This is a genomic window from Asanoa hainanensis (assembly GCF_900188485.1).
In the GTDB taxonomy this organism is placed as follows: domain Bacteria; phylum Actinomycetota; class Actinomycetes; order Mycobacteriales; family Micromonosporaceae; genus Asanoa; species Asanoa hainanensis.
In genome coordinates this window covers 187,148-202,513 of the sequence record NZ_FZPH01000007.1, presented here as the reverse complement: position 1 = coordinate 202,513, position 15,366 = coordinate 187,148, and the positions used below count along the sequence as shown (strand labels likewise).

Sequence of the window (15,366 nt, the reverse complement as noted above, 5' to 3'; positions counted from 1 at the left end):
AACCTCCACCTAACTCCGAACGAGATCGTCCGGTCAGGCATCGATGCTAATGATCATTGGCGTCCATGTATCCCACAGTTATCTCGCCGTGACCTACCGCACCGGCCGCGCGCTGCCGTGCGGTTCAGCCTGGCCGGCGGCGAAATGCCTGGTAGTACGGTGTTAACCGGGAACCGATGTCTACCAAGAAGCCTTAAAACGGGCGGTAAGGTGGAATCTTGGGCGAGAAGGTTCATAACCGGCGCTGGTTGGGCGTCGGCCGCAGCGCGCTGGCCGACTCGACCGAGGCGGCGGCCACGGCCGTGCGTGCGGCGCGCACCGGACCCGACCCGAAGCTGTTGATCGTCTTCGCGGCCATCACCCACGACATCGACGCGGTCCTGGCCGGCATCGCGCGGGCCGCGCCCGGCGTGCCCGCCATCGGGTGCACCACGCACGGGGAGATCTGTGTCGACGGGCCCGCCGACGGCACGGTCACCGTGGCCGCGATCGGCGGGACCGGGGTGGAGATCGCCACCCGCACCGCCGAGCACGTCTCCGGTCGCCAGGCCGAGGCGGGATACGAGGTCGCGGCCTGCATGGACGAGGTCCGGCAGCCGCACCGGGTGCTGATGCTGCTCACCGACGGCCTGGTCCGCGACCAGGAGAGCATCGTGCGCGGCAGCTATCGCGCGCTGGGTGCGGGCACTCCGCTGTTCGGCGGGGCCGCGGCCGACGGCTGGCGGATGAACGGCGCGTACCTGTTCAAGGACGGGCGCGTGCTCACCGACGCGGTGATCGGCGTGGCCATCGCCTCCGAGGCGCCGATCGCGGTGGGGGTCGGCCACGGGTACCGCACCGTCGGCCAGCCGATGATCGTCACCCGCGCCGCCGACGGGCGCGTGCTGACCCTCGACGACCGGCCGGCGCTGGACGTCTACCTGGAACGGCTGAACGCACCGCCGGAGGCGTACACGGACGCGTCGGAGTTCACCGCCTTCGTGCTGCCCCGTCCGCTCGGCGTGCAGCGGCGCAGCGGCGTCGAGGCCCGCAACCTCTCCACCGAGGTCGACCTCGAGGGCCGGACCATCGGCGGCGGCGGTGCGATCGACCCGGGCGGCCTGACGTGGGTGATGACCGGCGACGAGCAGTCCATCTTGGAGTCGGTGGACGCGGTCTGCCGGGACACCCTGGATCGGCTCGGCGGCAACGAGCCCGTCGGCATGCTCACGTTCAGCTGCGCCGCGTCGCGCGCCGTGCTCGGCGACGACGGCATCCGGCGCGAGTGCGACCGGCTGCGGCAGTGGGCCGGCACGAAGCCGTTCGCCGGCTTCTACACGTACGGCGAGATCGCCCGCAACCACGGGATCGACGGGTTCCACAACCAGACGCTCGCCCTGCTGGCACTGAGCTGACATGGCCGGGTCCGCGGATTCCCTCTATATCCAGCAGCTCGTGGAGCTGCTGGCCGTGGTGTCCTCGTCGCCCGACGAGACCACCGCCGTGCAGAACGCGGTCGAGCGCTCTGCGCAGGCGCTGGAGGCGGAGGTCGCCGCCGCGGTCATCGACGGAAAGGTGGTGGCGTCGATCGGGTTTCCGCCCGGCACCGTCCCGCACGACGAGATCGTCGCGATGACCCAAAGACAGCAGTCCGACCTGTACGTTCCCGGGCTGGGCGACTGTCCCGCGGTGACCGCGTCCTGGGCCGGTAGCCACCCCGGACACCTGGTGCTGGCCCGCTACGGCGCACCGTTCCAGGTCGAGGAGCAGAACCTCGTACGCGGAATGGCCCGGGTCCTGGAGCTGACCCTGACGATGCTGCGGACCCTGGTCGCCGAGCACGCCATCCGCGAGTCGTTGCAGGAACGCCAGCGGCTGCTGGAGCACCTGTCGGCGATCCAGCGCGCGATCTCCCACCGTGAGGACCTCCAGCACATCCTCGACACCATCACCGCCGGCGCCCGCGACCTGCTCGGCGACCAGATCGGGCTGCTGTGGGTACGCGACGACCCCGACTCCGGCCGCGCCCGGTTGGCGGCGGCGGCGGGCACCCGGCCCATCGACCCGGCCGACCGGCCCGTCGTCGACCTCACCGCCACGTCCTCGGCGGGCGAGGCGATGGTCACCGACCGGGTGGCGGTGCGGCACGGCCAGGACCTGCAGTCCCGAATGCTCAAACTCCTCGTGCCGGGCGTGGTCCACAACTCGATGGCGGCCCCGGTGCACGACAGCGGCGTGCTGACCGGCGCCCTCGTTGTGGCCTCCTGCGACCCCGCCCGCCGCTACTCCCCCGCCGACGAACAGATCCTGAGCGCGTTCGCGGAGAACGTCAGCCTGGCCCTCACCGACGCCAACACGCTGGTGCGCATGCGCCAGGCGCGCCACGACCCGCTGACCGGGCTGGCCAGCCGCGGGCTGTTCCTCGAACAGCTCGCAACGCAGCTCGCGGTCGCGGAGCGCGACGGCCACACGCTGGCGGTGCTGTTCCTGGACCTCGACCGGTTCAAGGACATCAACGACTCGCTCGGGCACGCCGCCGGCGACGAGCTGCTCACCCTGACCGCGGACCGGATCACCGCGCAGCTACGCGCGGGCGACACGGCGTCCCGCTTCGGCGGCGACGAGTTCGCGGTGATGCTGTCCAGGGTGGACGGACCGCAGGACGCCGCCGCCGTGGCCCGGCGCATCGTCGCCGCCCTGGCCGAGCCGATGCGGGTCAGCGAGCACGCGCTGCGGGTCGGCGTCAGCGTCGGCGTCGCGCTGTGCGGCACCGACGGACCCGAGCCCGCCGAGCTCGTAGCCCGCGCCGACCTGGCCATGTACGAGGCCAAACACCGCGGCACCGGCGGCTACGCCATCTACCGCGACAACTGATCGTCCGTCAGGTCCTTGCGGGACGTGCGGCCGAGCTTGCGCAGCGCGCTGGAGACGTGGCTCTCGACCGTGCGCCGGGACAGGAACAGCTCCGTCGCGATCTCCTGGTTCGTCCGGCCCGCGGCCGCCAGCACCGCCACCCGGTGCTCCTGTGCCGACAGCGTCTGGCCCAACGCGGGTCGACCACCCCGCCAGGGGTACGGGATCGGCACGTTGTGCAGGCGCATCGTGCGGCAGACGCGGGCGATGTCGCGGGTGGCGTGCAGGGCGCCGTACAGGCGCAGGGCGGACTCCAGGTCTTCCCCGCCGGCCACGCCCCGCAGGCTCCCGAGCCGCTCGGTGGCCCGCGCCTGGTCGTAGACCAGTCCCGCGTCGCCCGCGACCGCGCGGGCCGCGACGAGCAGCCCGTCGGCGTCACCGGGGGCCAGCACCGCTTGCGCGGCCAGCAACGCGGACCGGGCGCGCGGTGCGTCGGTCCCCATCAGGCCGGCCGCGAGCTCGGCGACCACTGTCGAAGCCTCGTCGGTGTGCCCCACCGCGTCGACGAGGCACAGCACCGCCTCCGCGCCCCAGACCCAGATGCCCTTGGCCCGCACCTGGGTGATCGCGGCCCTGGCGTGGTCGGCCGCGGCGCCGGCGTCGTCCAGGGTCAGCAGCAACCGGGCCAGCGCCGTCCGGGCCGAGATCAGCGGCCACGCGGCGCCGACCCGTTCCGCGACCGCGATCACGTCGCTGAAGCAGTCGGCCGCCTCCTCCGCGGGTCCGATCGCCGCGAGCAGGGCGCCCAGCAACAGCCGTGAGTCCAGGGACGCGGCGCCGAACGCCGTGTGCGCCTCGGCCATCAGCCGCGCCCGGTCCAGCAGCCCGTCCCACCGGCCGGCGGCGTGGTCGACGAGGGCGGTCACGAGGTCGAGGACCACGGCGATCCGCAGGTATTCGACCTGGTCCGCGACCCGCCGCCCGCTGGCCAGCAACGCCTCCGCGTGGTCCAGCCGGCCGGCGTGCAGCGCGCCCTGCGCCCAGTTGAGGCACGCGCGGGCGTGCTCCCGGGGAGCCGACCGCAGGTCGTCCCCGTCGAGCAGGTCGAAAACCAGGGGCCAGCCCGCCGGCTGCCCCAGCTCCAGCAGCAGCCCCGACCGGGTGATCCGCACGGCGAGGTCGACGCTCGGGTCGCCGCTGCGGCGCGCCGCTTCGGCGGCCTCGTCGCAGCGGGCCAGGTGCTCGCGGACGTGCCGGTCGGTGACCGTCTCCGGCGCCGCCAGGACGGCGAGCGCCCGGCCGAGCAGCGCGGGCGCGCCGGCCAGGTCCCGGGCGGCGCGTTCGATCTCCAGATGGCCCGCACGGGCGTCACCGGACTGGCGCAGCAGTCGGCCGTGCGCGAACCGCAGCTCACCGCGTACCGCGGCGGGCAACCGCTCGGTGGCCAGCAGCCGGGCGACGATCGGCAGGGCCTCGGCGTGGGCCAGTCCGTCGACGGCGGCCCGGCCGAGCTTGACCGCCAACCGGACCCGGGTCTCCTGCGGCACCCCGTCCGCACCGAGCGCCGTCAGCAGGAACCGGGCGGCGGTGGCGTCGTTGCCGTGCGCGAACGCGGTCTCGGCGGCCGCCTCCGCATGGGTCGCCATCTCGGCGTGGTGTCCGGCCCGCAGGTAGTGGTGGGCGAGCCGGGCCGAGCGGCCCGTCGACTCGAGCGCGCGACCGGTGCGCAGGTGCAGCCACCGCCGGCGCGCGGCGGGCACCGACTCGTAGACGACCTGCCGGGCCAACGCGTGCCGGAACCCGTCCTCCTGCAGGAGACCGACGCCCTGCGCGCCGGCGAGCGCCCGCGCGATGGTGGCGGCGTCCCGCCCGGTCACCTCGGCGAGCAGCCGGTCGTCGGTCGAGCGACCGACGACCGCGGCGGCCTCGACGATCTCGCGGGCGTCGTCGTCGAGGGAGAACAGGCGGTGCAGGACCACGTCGCGCAGCGCCGTCGGCACGGCGAGGTCGTCGAGCGTGTCGGGGCGCCCGGCTTCCAGGTACGTGCGGAGCACCTCCTCGACCACGAACGGGATGCCACCGGTCTTCTCGTAGAGCCGGTCGGCGAAGGCGGGCGCAGGCGCCGCGTCGAGGATCTCGCCGGCCAGCTGCGCCACCTCCGGCGGGCGCAACGGGTGCAGGCCGACGACGCGGGCGGCACCGGACGGGGCGCGGGCCAGCGCCTCGCGGATCGGCAGCCGGCCAGCCTCGGTGCGCGCGGTGATGACCAGCGCCAGGTCCGGTGGCAGGTGCGCGGCGAGGAACGCCAGGAAGTCGAACGTGACGGTGTCGGCCCAGTGCACGTCCTCGAGCACCAGCAGCAGCGGGCCCAGCTCCCCCAGCAGGGCAACGGCCGCCCGGAAGACGCGGTGCCGGTCGGCGCCCGGGTCGGCGAGGGCCGGCGGTGGCGCCGGCAGGTGCGCGGCGAGCTCCGGGAGCAGCGGGGCCAGCGCGCCGGTCAGCGGGTTCAGTGACCCGCCGAGCGCGGGTCCGGCCTGCCGAAACGCGTCCAGCAACGGCGAGAGCGGCAGCGGCTCCTGCAGCTGCTCGCACTGTCCGATCAGGACTCGACGACCCGACGGCACGGTCAGCAGCTCGCGGACCAGGCGGCTCTTGCCGATCCCGGCCTCGCCCTCGACCAGCGCCACGGACGGTGTGGCGGCGGTCGCCGCCCGCAACAGGTCGAGCTCCGCGGACCGGCCGACCAGCTTTCCCGAGGTCATGCATCAACCTCCGTACTCACCCTGGTCGGCCAAAGGTTACCGCCATTTTTCCGTGTGCGGTACGGATGGTTCCCCGTGCGGCCATCCGTAGCGTCAGCGGAACTCGTACGCGGAGGTGAGTGGTGTCCACGTTCTCAAGGGCGCGATGGTGGCTGCCGGCCGCTGTCGCGGTCGCACTGGTCGTGCAGGTGCCCGGTGCGCCTGCCCTGGCCGAACCCGCCGGTGACCAGCAGCAGACCTACATCGTCCAGCTGGCCCTGGATCCGGTCGTCGCCTATGACGGCGGTGTGGCCGGGATGGCGGCGACCAGGCCGGGTCACGGCAGGAAGGTCAACCCCCGGTCGTCGGACGTGACGCGGTACGCCGACCACGTGCTGGGCCAGCAGGACCGGGTCGCACGGACGGTGGGCGCGAAGAAGCGCGGCGCGTACGTCTACTCGTTCGACGGGTTCTCGGCGGACCTGACCAAGGCCCAGGCGGCGAAGCTGCGCGCGCTGCCCGACGTCGTCGCCGTCACCGCGGACCGGAAGGTCACCACGCAGACCTCCTCGACGGCCGGCTTCCTCGGCCTGGACCAGCCGGGCGGGCTGTGGGACCAGCTCCAGGGCCCCGAGGACGCGGGCGAGGGCCTGGTCATCGGCGTCATCGACTCCGGCATCTGGCCGGACAGCGCCAGCTTCGCCAACCCGGACGCGGGCGGCAAGGCGTACGCGCCGCTGACCGACTTCCACGGCACGTGCGAGACGACGACCGACGACTCGTGGGACGCGGGCGACTGCGCCGGGAAGATCGTGGCCGCGCGGCACTTCAACGCCTCGTGGGGCGGCGACGCGGGCGTCAAGAGCCAGCTTCCGTGGGAGTTCCTCTCGCCCCGTGACTACAACGGGCACGGCACCCACACGGCCTCGACCGCGGGCGGGAACCACGGCGTGGCGGCCACCGGGCCGATGTCGGTGCTCGGCAAGATAACGGGCATGGCGCCGCGCGCCCGGATCGCCGCCTACAAGGCGCTGTGGTCGGCGCAGGACGGCTCGACCGCGTCGGGCTCCACCTCCGACATCGTGGCCGCCATCGACCAGGCCGTCGCCGACGGTGTCGACGTGCTCAACTTCTCCGTGTCGGGGACGACGTCGGACCTGCTCGATCCGATGGAGGTCGCGTTCCTCGCCGCGGCGAAGGCGGGCGTGTTCGTCTCGGCCTCCGCCGGCAACAGCGGCCCGGCGGCCACGACGGTCGCGCACCCGTCGCCGTGGGTGACGACGGTCGCCGCCGACACCCACAACCGGGCCACGACGGCCGCCGCGACCCTGGGCAACGGCGTCGCGCACACCGGTGCCTCGCTCGCGAGCACCTCGGCGGGCCCGGCGCCGCTGGTGTATGCCAGCGCGGCCACGATCGGGCTGCCGAAGGCCAGCGACTTCCTGGTGAAGCTGTGTTACGCGGCGGTCGACAACGGCGGCAAGGCGGTGCTCGACCCCGCCAAGGTGGCCGGCAAGATCGTCGTCTGCGAGCGGGGCAACAACCCGCGCGTCAACAAGAGCCTGGCCGTCAAGCAGGCCGGCGGCGTCGGCATGATCCTGGTCAACACGGACCCGGCCGACGACGGGATCGTCGCCGACGTCCACTCCGTGCCGTCGGTGCACCTGCCGGCCGCGAACCTGGCCGCGATCCGTGCCTATGCCGCCGGGTCCGACGCCACGGCCACCATCTCGGCGGCGACGATCGCGTACGACGCGCCGGCGCCGTACATCGCCGACTTCTCCTCCCGCGGACCGTCCACGGCGGCGGGCGGCGACCTGCTCAAGCCCGACCTGGCGGCGCCCGGTCAGGACATCCTCGCCGCGGTCGCTCCCCCGGGCCAGGGCGGCCTGGACTTCAACCTGATGAGCGGCACGTCGATGTCGGCGCCGCACGTGGCCGGGCTCGCGGCCCTGCTCATGCAGCGGCACCCGGACTGGTCGCCGATGGCGGTCAAGTCGGCGCTGATGACGACCGGCCGCGACCTGCTGGGCGGGCCGGCGGCACCGTTCGCGCAGGGCGCCGGCCACGTGGTGCCGAACAGTGCCGTGGACCCGGGCCTGGTGTACGACAGCGGCGCCGACGACTGGACCGCCTTCCTGTGCGGCACCACGAAGGGCGTGTCGGCGAGTGCCTGCGCCGCCGTGGCGAAGAAGGGGAAGACGGCCGACCTGAACACGCCGTCGGTCGCCGTCGGTCGGCTCGCGGGCACCCGCAAGGTGACCCGGTCGGTGACGAACGTCGGTCGCGCGAAGGCGACGTACACCCCGTCGGTCTCCGGTCTTGCCGGGGTGTCGGTGAAGGTGTCGCCGAAGCGGCTCACGCTGCGGCCCGGCCAGACCGGGTCGTTCACAGTGACGCTCACCCACACGACGGCACCGACGAACGCGTACGTGTCCGGCCAGCTCACGTGGAGCGACGGCAAGCACCAGGTGCGGATCCCGTTAGTGGTGCGCCCGGTAGCGGAGGCGTGGACCGCGGACTACGGTGTCGCCGGCGTGCAGGACTCCGGAGAGCAGGTCGTCGCCGACCCGGGCGGCAAGCGGGTATACGTGACCGGCGTCAACTACGGGGCGGTGCCGGGGCAGTACACGCTGAGCATCCAGACGGTCGCCTACGACCCGAAGTCCGGCAAGGAGCTGTGGACCGCCCACTATGGAGGCCCGGCGGGAACCTACGCCGAGCCCAACGACACCAAGCTGAGCCCGGACGGGCGCACGCTGTACGTCACCGGTGTCACCGCGGCGGACAACACCGGCAACGACGCGGTCACCATCGCGTACGACACGGCGACGGGCGCGAAGCGGTGGGAGGCGCGGTACACCGGTCCGGAAGCGTTCACGGCCTGGTCCAACGCGGTCGTGGTGAGCCGCGACGGCCGGCACGTCTACGTCACCGGCATGACGACCCTCGCGGAAGGCGGCATCGACGACTTCTTCACGGCCTCGTACGACGCCGCCACCGGCAAGCAGGCCTGGGTCAGCCGCTACGACGGCCCGGGCAAGGCGACCGACGACGCGCGGATGATCGCCCTGGCCCCGGACGGCAGGACGGTGTTCGTCGGCGGCCAGAGCCCGGGCACGGAGGCGACCGGCTACGACTGGGGCACGGTCGCCTACGACACGGCCACCGGCAAGCAGAAGTGGGTGGCCCGGTACGACGGCGCGACGCACGGGTATGACATGCCGTCCGCGATGGCAGTGACGGCCGACGGCCGGTCGCTGGTCGTGACCGGCGCCAGCAGTGTCCAGTCGGTCGACCTCACGACGGTGGCGTACGACACGCGCACTGGCGCCGTGCGGTGGACGGACTCCTACGACGGACCGGGTCACGCGACCGACAACCCGTACGCCATCACGGTTGCCGGCGGTCGGGTCTACGTGACCGGCAACACCGAAGGCGACGGCACCCGGTTCGACCTGACGACGATCGCCTACGACCAGTCCAGCGGGCGTCGACTGTGGACACAGCGGTACGACGGCAAGGCCCACTACGACGACACCTCGTGGGGCATCGCGGTCACGCCGGACGGCAGCAAGGTCGTGATCACCGGCACCAGCGCCGACAGCGACGCCGGCACGGACTACGTGACGATCGCGTACGACACGGCCACCGGCCGGCAACGGTGGCTGGGCAGGTACGAGGGCCTGGTCGGCGCGTCCGACAGCGCGCACGCGATCGCAATGGCGGCGGGCAAGGACGGCGTCCGGATGTACGTGACCGGCCAGAGCACGACGGCCGGCAGCTTCGACACGGGAGTCGAGGTCGACATGACGACGGTCGCCTACTTCGAACCCTGGCGATAACGGTCACCGGCACGGCGCTCTCCCTCCGGAGGGCGCCGTGCCGGTTCGAAGTGAGGGCCACTGCTGATCCACTTGGTGCCAGATGGCAAGCTCGGGTCCCGTGATCGATGATCTCCCGAAGGACCATCTGCACGACCGGCTCCGGTCGATGCGTCAGACGCTGGTCTGGAAGCTTGACGGCCTGTCCGAGTACGACGTGCGGCGTCCGCTGACCGCGACCGGGACCAACCTCCTCGGCCTGGTCAAGCACCTGGCGACCCTGGAGGCCTGGTATTTCGGTGAGGTCTTCGGCCGCCCCTTCCCGCAGTCGTTGGGGCGCTGGCAGGACGCGGACGGCAGCGACCTGTGGGTGACCCCCGGCGAGACCCGCGCGCAGGTCGTCGACTTCTACCAGCGTGCCTGTGCGCACGCGGACGCGACGATCGACGAGCTTCCGGTCGACGCGCCCGGCCACGTGCCGTGGTGGTCGCGGCCTGACGTCACGCTGTTCACCATCGTCGTCCACGTGCTCCAGGAGACGACCCGGCATGCCGGGCACGCCGACATCCTGCGTGAGCAGCTCGACGGACGCACCGGGGTGGCGCCCGAGTACGAGGAGCCGATCGATCCGGCGGCCCGGGAGTCGTACTGGGCGATGGTCGAGCGGGCGGCTCAGGAAGCGGCCCGGTCGTGAAGGCGGTCATCGCCGCGGCCGCGGTCGCGTTTCTCATCTCGTTGTTCGGCACGCCCGTGGCGATTCGGGTGTTCACCGCGCTCAAGGCCGGCCAGCCGATCCGGTCCATCGGGCTCGCCAGCAACCAGGGCAAGAAGGGCACCCCGACGATGGGGGGCGTCGCGTTCATCATCGCGACCGTCTTCGCGTACGTCGCCGGGCACCTCGCCCTGACCACCCTGCCCGAGCGGCAGATCGCGCAGCGGGGGCCGACGATGACGGCCCTGGTCCTGCTCGGGCTGTTCGTCTTCTGCGGCGTGGTCGGCTTCTTCGACGACTTCCTCAAGGTGCGCCGCCGCAACTCCGACGGGCTGTCCGCCAGGGGCAAGCTGCTCGGCCAGGCGCTCGTCGCCGGTGGGTTCGGCGTCGCCGCGCTCTACGTGGCCAGCTCCAACGGTCAGACCGTGGCCAGCGAGCACATCTCGCTGTTCCGTGACATCAGCTGGCTCGACGTCGGCAAGGTCGGCTCGGTGCTCGTGTTCGTCTTCGTGATCACGGCGATGTCGAACGGCGTGAACCTCACCGACGGCCTCGACGGCCTGGCCACGGGGGCGTCGACCCTGGTGCTCGGCGCGTACGCGATCATCGGCTACTGGCAGTACCGGCACTGGTGCGCCGACGACACGTACGCCCGGGCGAACGAGTACTGCTACCAGGTCCGGGATCCGCTGGAGATCGCCATGATCGCCGCTGCGGGGTCCGCGGCCTGTCTGGGGTTCCTGTGGTGGAACACGTCCCCGGCGCGGATCTTCATGGGTGACGTGGGCGCGCTGGGGCTCGGCGGCCTGATCGGCGGGCTCGCGGTCGCGACCCGTACGACGCTGCTCGCGATCATCATCGGCGGGCTCTTCGTCCTGATCACGACCACCTGGGTGATCCAGATCGTCTCCTTCCGGACCACCGGCAGACGGGTCTTCCGGATGGTGCCGTTGCACCACCACTTCGAGCTCGGCGGCTGGAGCGAGATCAACATCGTGATCCGGTTCTGGATCGTGGCCGGCGTCTGTGTGGCGATCGGCCTCGGCCTCTTCTACTCGGACTTCCTGGCGGCCAACGGCTGACACCACCCTTGATATTGGCGAGAATCGATGTATGGTGGGAACGCTCCCACACCCACTCCGCATCGAGGAGCCACCATGTCGCGACGGCGTCGCCGCCCGGTCACCCTGCTGGCCAGCCTGCTTGTTCTGGTCCTCTCCGCGTCCCTGTCACTGTCAGCGGCCGGCGCCGCGTCCCCCGCCCGCGCCGTGCCGCTGACCGAGCTGACGGTCGTGTCCGAACAGGTGGCGTACGGCCTGCAGCGGCCCATCGCGATCACCGGGCTCCCGGACGGCCGGATGCTGATCGCGGAGAAGGACGGCACCGTCCGCGCCTACCACCCCGACACCGGTTTGGCGGCCGAGCCGGTCCTCGACCTGACCGCCCGGATCGACACCTCCGACAACGAGCGCGGCCTGCTCGGCATCACCCCCGCACCGAACTTCGCGTGGACCGGGATGCTGTACGTGGCGTACACGAGCCTGCCGGCCGGCGCGCTGACCCTGGCCCGCGTGCGGCTCGGCGCACCCGAGCGGCTCCAGGTGCTGCTGACCCAGGAGCACGCCGAGTACGGCAACCACAACGGCGGGCAGGTGGCGTTCGGCCGCGACGGCTACCTCTACTGGTCCCTGGGCGACGGCGGGCACGCGTACGACCCGTTCAAAGCCGGTCAGAACCTCGGCACCCTGCTCGGCAAGATCCTGCGGATCGACGTCAACCGCGGCTGCGGCCTGAAGCCCTACTGCGTGCCCGCCGACAACCCGTTCGTGCGTACGCCGGGCGCCCGGCCGGAGATCTGGCTCTACGGGTTGCGCAACCCGTGGCGGTTCTCGGTCGACCAGGCCGACGGCTCGCTGTGGATCGGTGACGTCGGCCAGGGCCTGGTCGAGGAGGTCAACCACATCCGCCCGTGGCAGGGTGGGGCGAACCTCGGCTGGTCGTGCCGCGAGGGCACCCCGGTGTTCGACCCGCAGCAGTGCCGGCCGGGCGGACGGTACACCGACCCGGTCTTCGAGTACGACCACTACAACGACAACTGCGCGGTGACCGGCGGCGTGGTGTACCGAGGGTCCCGCACGCCCGACGCACGCGGCACGTACGTCGCGGCCGACTACTGCTCGACCCGGGTCTTCGCCGTGCGCCCCAAGCCCCAGGGCGGCTACGAGTCCGCGGTCATCGGCTACTTCCCCACCCAGCCGAGCGCGATCGGCACGGACGCGCGCGGCGAGCTCTACGTGCTCAGCGACCTGCCGGGCTTCCTGAGCCGGGTGCGGTTCGAGCGGGTCCCGGCTCCGTGACGTAGTCACACCGCGGATGCGGGCGCGAGGTCTGCTCGATGATGGCGTCGAGCTTGGCCCGGGTCAGCGTCAACTCGGCGATCTGGCGGTCGATGCGCTCGCGCTCGGCCGCCAGCACGGCCCGCGACTCCGGCGTGCTGACCTGGGCGTCGACACACGGCAACAGGTCGGCGATCGTCCTGCTGGAGAGCCCGGCGCCGTACAGCGACTGGATCAGTGTGACCCGCTCCACCGCGGTCTCGGTGTAAAGCCGTTGCCCGCTAACGCTGCGGGTCGAGGCCAGCAGCCCCTGCTCCTCGTAGTAGCGCAGGGCCCGGACACTCACCGCGGCCCGCGCCGCCAGATCGCCGATCCGCATGTGACCCCCGTCTCGCACCTTTGCCTCTGACGTCAGCGTCAGGTTTTAGCGTAACCGCATGCAGATCACCGGAGCCACCGCACTCGTCACCGGCGCCAACCGCGGCCTGGGCAAGGCGTTCGTCGAGGCCCTCGTCGCCCGCGGCGCCACCACCGTGTACGCCACCGCCCGCCGCCCCGAGCTCGTCTCCACGCCCGGCGTCATCCCGTTGCGGCTGGACATCACCGACGCGGCCTCCATCGAGGCGGCCGCCGCCGAGGTCGGCGAGCTGGACATCCTGATCAACAACGCCGGTATCTCGACCCCGGCGCCGCTGCTGGGCGACAGCCTCGACAACGTGCGCCGCGAGTTCGACACGCACTTCTGGGGCACCCTCAACGTGACGCGGGCTTTCGCGCCGCGGCTGGCCGGCGGCGCGATCCTCAACGTGATCTCGGCGCTGTCCTGGTACGTCTACGGGGCGCACAGCAACGGCTACGCGGCGGCCAAGGCGGCGCAGTGGTCCCTGACCAACGGCGTGCGGGTCGAGCTCGCCGAGCAGAAGACCCAGGTCACCGCGCTGGCCCTGGCGATAGCCGACACCGACATGATGGCCGCGTACGACATCCCGAAGCTCCCGCCGGCCACCGTGGTGGCCCTGGCCCTGGACGGTCTCGAGGCGGGCCAACTCGAAGTCATCGGCGACCCGGTCACCGCGAAGGTCAAGGCCGCCCTCGCCGGCGACCCGGCGACCTTCTACGCCGACGTCCAGGCGGCCCTGTTCGGCTGACCCTTTTACTGCTCCGGGGCCTTGCGCAGCCAGAACCGCACCGCGGCCAGGACGCACACCGCGGCACCGACAGCGATACCGGACTTCGCGGAGTCCGAGAGGTCGTCGCTGTAGTGGGAGGCGCGCGAGACGGCCAGCGCCACGAGGGCGACCAGCAGCAGGAGGACGGCCAGGGCACGCCGCAGGATCATGCCGAGCATTGAACCACGGCCTATGGTGCCCGTCACTTTGCGACTATGCCGGCCGGCATACATACTCGGGACGAGGTGCTCAGCACGAGGGAAGGCGGGGTGGGACCGTGGCTCGTCGGTCGGACGCCAAGCACAAGATGGTCGAGGCGGCCAAGCAGCTCATCCGGCAGCGGGGCTACGAGGCGACGGCCTTCTCCGATGTGCTCGCGCTCAGCGAGGCACCACGCGGCTCGGTGTACTTCCACTTTCCCGGCGGCAAGGCACAGTTGGCGATGGCGGCCGCCGAGGCGCACGCCCACGACCAGGTCGTCGTCATCGACCAGGCCGCCGAACAGGCCCGCTCGGCCGGCGAGCTGGTCGAGCGCTATCTCGGGCTGGCCCGCGACGGGATGGTCGCCAGCGACTATGCCCGCGGCTGCGGCATCGCGCCGCTGGTGGTCGACGGGGCCGCTCGCGACTCCGCCGAGATGGGCGAGACGAGTCGGCGCGCGTTCGCGCAGATGATCGACCGGCTCGCGTTCCACTTCATCGTGCTCGGCCTCGACCAGCCCGAGGCGCGCGTGCTGGCCGACGCGGTGATCGCCGGCGTCGAGGGCGCGTTGGTCACCGCCCGCGCCCTGCGGAGCCCGACTCCGTTCGACGCCGTGCGAGCCGCCCTGGTCAGTCTCGCGGCCGGCGGCTCGCGTCACTGACACCCGCCGTCGGCGGCCTTTCGCATGCCGGCGAACTATGCCGGTCGTCATACATAGTTACGGAAAACAGGCCGCCCTCCCGGGCTGCGCCACCAGGAAAGGACCACAATCCATGGCACGGGTACTGATCACCGGAGCATCGCGTGGCATCGGCAGGGGCAGCGCGATCGCACTGGCCGCCGGTGGCCACGAGGTCATCGCGACGGCCCGCGATCTGTCCACTCTCGACGACCTTCCCGCCGCGGTGAAGCTGCGGCTCGACGTCACCGACCAGGACTCGGTGGACGCCGCGATCGCCCAGGCCGGCCGCGTCGACGTGCTGCTCAGCAACGCCGGCGCGACCGTACGGGCCCCGCTCGAGTCGATTCCCCTCGACGCGTTGCGGGAGTTGTTCGAGCTGAACGCGTTCGGTGCCCTACGGGTCGCCCAGGCTGTGCTGCCGCAGATGCGCGAGCGCGGATCGGGGCAGCTCGTCTTCATGTCGAGCATCCAGGGTCGGCTGGTCATTCCGCTGATCGGCGCCTACGGCGCGACCAAGCACGCGCTGGAGGCGTTCGCGGAGGCCATCGCCATCGAGGCCGGCCACTTCGGCGTGTCCGTGCACGTGGTGCAGCCGCCCGGGGTGACCTCCGGCGGTGCGGAGCTCGCCAAGGTGTACCTCGACGAGGACAGCCCCTACCGACCCCTGCTGGACAAGATCGGACCGTTTCGCGCCAGCCCGGTCTCGGTCGAGGACGTCGCCGACGCGGTGGCCGCGACGATCGAGCAAGGCGGCACGGCACCGTTCCGGATCCCGGTCGGCGTGAGCGCCACGACGACGTTGGCGGCCCGCAAGGCGGCGCCCGACCACGCACCGTTCCTGGCCGCCGCGCTGGACTGGTAGTCAACCC

12 protein-coding genes are annotated in these 15,366 nt (G+C 72.1%); 9 read left to right on the top strand and 3 right to left on the bottom strand.

The genetic code is table 11. The features are described from left to right. Nucleotides 1–218 precede the first annotated feature (218 nt). Both CHC05_RS19270 and CHC05_RS19265 read left to right on the top strand, forming a co-directional pair. A complete protein-coding gene (locus CHC05_RS19270; RefSeq protein ID WP_089250745.1) occupies nt 219–1,394 on the top strand; it encodes an FIST signal transduction protein in 1,176 nt (391 codons plus the stop codon). A gap of 1 nt (nt 1,395) precedes the next feature. Further along, the gene (locus tag CHC05_RS19265) at nt 1,396–2,853 is read left to right on the top strand and encodes a sensor domain-containing diguanylate cyclase (protein WP_089250743.1); all 1,458 of its coding nucleotides are present in this window, start codon (nt 1,396–1,398) and stop codon (nt 2,851–2,853) included. Here CHC05_RS19265 and CHC05_RS19260 read toward each other — a convergent pair. After that, nucleotides 2,838–5,594, bottom strand: coding sequence for an ATP-binding protein (locus tag CHC05_RS19260; protein WP_089250741.1), 2,757 nt, complete (start codon nt 5,592–5,594; stop codon nt 2,838–2,840). The two genes, CHC05_RS19265 and CHC05_RS19260, sit on opposite strands and share 16 nt — an antisense overlap. 122 nt (nt 5,595–5,716) lie before the next feature. Between CHC05_RS19260 and CHC05_RS43070 the strand changes: the two genes are divergently transcribed. The 4 genes from CHC05_RS43070 to CHC05_RS19240 all read left to right on the top strand — a co-directional run bounded on the left by CHC05_RS43070 (nt 5,717) and on the right by CHC05_RS19240 (nt 12,466). After that, nucleotides 5,717–9,418 (top strand): S8 family serine peptidase, encoded by a 3,702-nt coding sequence (locus CHC05_RS43070; RefSeq protein WP_179266269.1) that lies wholly within the window; start codon nt 5,717–5,719, stop codon nt 9,416–9,418. A 100-nt stretch (nt 9,419–9,518) separates the two neighbouring features. Next, nucleotides 9,519–10,091 (top strand): DinB family protein, encoded by a 573-nt coding sequence (locus tag CHC05_RS19250; protein WP_089251059.1) that lies wholly within the window; start codon nt 9,519–9,521, stop codon nt 10,089–10,091. Continuing rightward, the gene (gene mraY / locus CHC05_RS19245; protein ID WP_089250737.1) at nt 10,088–11,191 is read left to right on the top strand and encodes a phospho-N-acetylmuramoyl-pentapeptide-transferase; all 1,104 of its coding nucleotides are present in this window, start codon (nt 10,088–10,090) and stop codon (nt 11,189–11,191) included. Before CHC05_RS19250 ends, mraY begins: the two co-directional genes overlap by 4 nt. A gap of 75 nt (nt 11,192–11,266) precedes the next feature. Then, nucleotides 11,267–12,466 (top strand): PQQ-dependent sugar dehydrogenase, encoded by a 1,200-nt coding sequence (locus CHC05_RS19240; RefSeq protein ID WP_089250735.1) that lies wholly within the window; start codon nt 11,267–11,269, stop codon nt 12,464–12,466. On the opposite strand, the gene CHC05_RS19235 is transcribed toward CHC05_RS19240, so the two are convergent. Next, nucleotides 12,408–12,824 (bottom strand): MerR family transcriptional regulator, encoded by a 417-nt coding sequence (locus CHC05_RS19235; RefSeq protein WP_089250733.1) that lies wholly within the window; start codon nt 12,822–12,824, stop codon nt 12,408–12,410. The genes CHC05_RS19240 and CHC05_RS19235 overlap by 59 nt on opposite strands. Nucleotides 12,825–12,882: 58 nt before the next feature. Here CHC05_RS19235 and CHC05_RS19230 point away from each other — a divergent pair, with 58 nt between their 5' ends. Next, the gene (locus tag CHC05_RS19230) at nt 12,883–13,593 is read left to right on the top strand and encodes an SDR family oxidoreductase (RefSeq protein ID WP_089250731.1); all 711 of its coding nucleotides are present in this window, start codon (nt 12,883–12,885) and stop codon (nt 13,591–13,593) included. A 5-nt stretch (nt 13,594–13,598) separates the two neighbouring features. Here the strand turns inward: CHC05_RS19230 and CHC05_RS19225 are convergent, their stop codons facing one another. After that, complete coding sequence (locus CHC05_RS19225; RefSeq protein WP_144022671.1) at nt 13,599–13,784, bottom strand: hypothetical protein; 186 nt, start codon at nt 13,782–13,784, stop codon at nt 13,599–13,601. A gap of 107 nt (nt 13,785–13,891) precedes the next feature. Between CHC05_RS19225 and CHC05_RS19220 the strand changes: the two genes are divergently transcribed. Together CHC05_RS19220 and CHC05_RS19215 are read left to right on the top strand one after the other, a co-directional pair. Continuing rightward, entirely contained in the window at nt 13,892–14,476 is a 585-nt protein-coding gene (locus tag CHC05_RS19220; protein ID WP_089250727.1) for a TetR/AcrR family transcriptional regulator, read from the top strand. Between the two features lie 112 nt (nt 14,477–14,588). Next, nucleotides 14,589–15,359 (top strand): SDR family NAD(P)-dependent oxidoreductase, encoded by a 771-nt coding sequence (locus CHC05_RS19215; RefSeq protein WP_089250725.1) that lies wholly within the window; start codon nt 14,589–14,591, stop codon nt 15,357–15,359. The last annotated feature ends 7 nt before the right edge of the window (nt 15,360–15,366 follow it).

Bases quoted from the DNA above. Each gene is read 5' to 3' on its own strand.
- CHC05_RS19265 (WP_089250743.1), top strand. From the start codon at position 1,396: ATGGCCGGGTCCGCGGATTCCCTCTATATCCAGCAGCTCGTGGAGCTG.
- CHC05_RS19225 (WP_144022671.1), bottom strand. From the start codon at position 13,784: ATGATCCTGCGGCGTGCCCTGGCCGTCCTCCTGCTGCTGGTCGCCCTC.
- CHC05_RS19215 (WP_089250725.1), top strand. From the start codon at position 14,589: ATGGCACGGGTACTGATCACCGGAGCATCGCGTGGCATCGGCAGGGGC.
- CHC05_RS19260 (WP_089250741.1), bottom strand. From the start codon at position 5,594: ATGACCTCGGGAAAGCTGGTCGGCCGGTCCGCGGAGCTCGACCTGTTG.
- CHC05_RS19230 (WP_089250731.1), top strand. From the start codon at position 12,883: ATGCAGATCACCGGAGCCACCGCACTCGTCACCGGCGCCAACCGCGGC.
- CHC05_RS19235 (WP_089250733.1), bottom strand. From the start codon at position 12,824: ATGCGGATCGGCGATCTGGCGGCGCGGGCCGCGGTGAGTGTCCGGGCC.
- CHC05_RS19240 (WP_089250735.1), top strand. From the start codon at position 11,267: ATGTCGCGACGGCGTCGCCGCCCGGTCACCCTGCTGGCCAGCCTGCTT.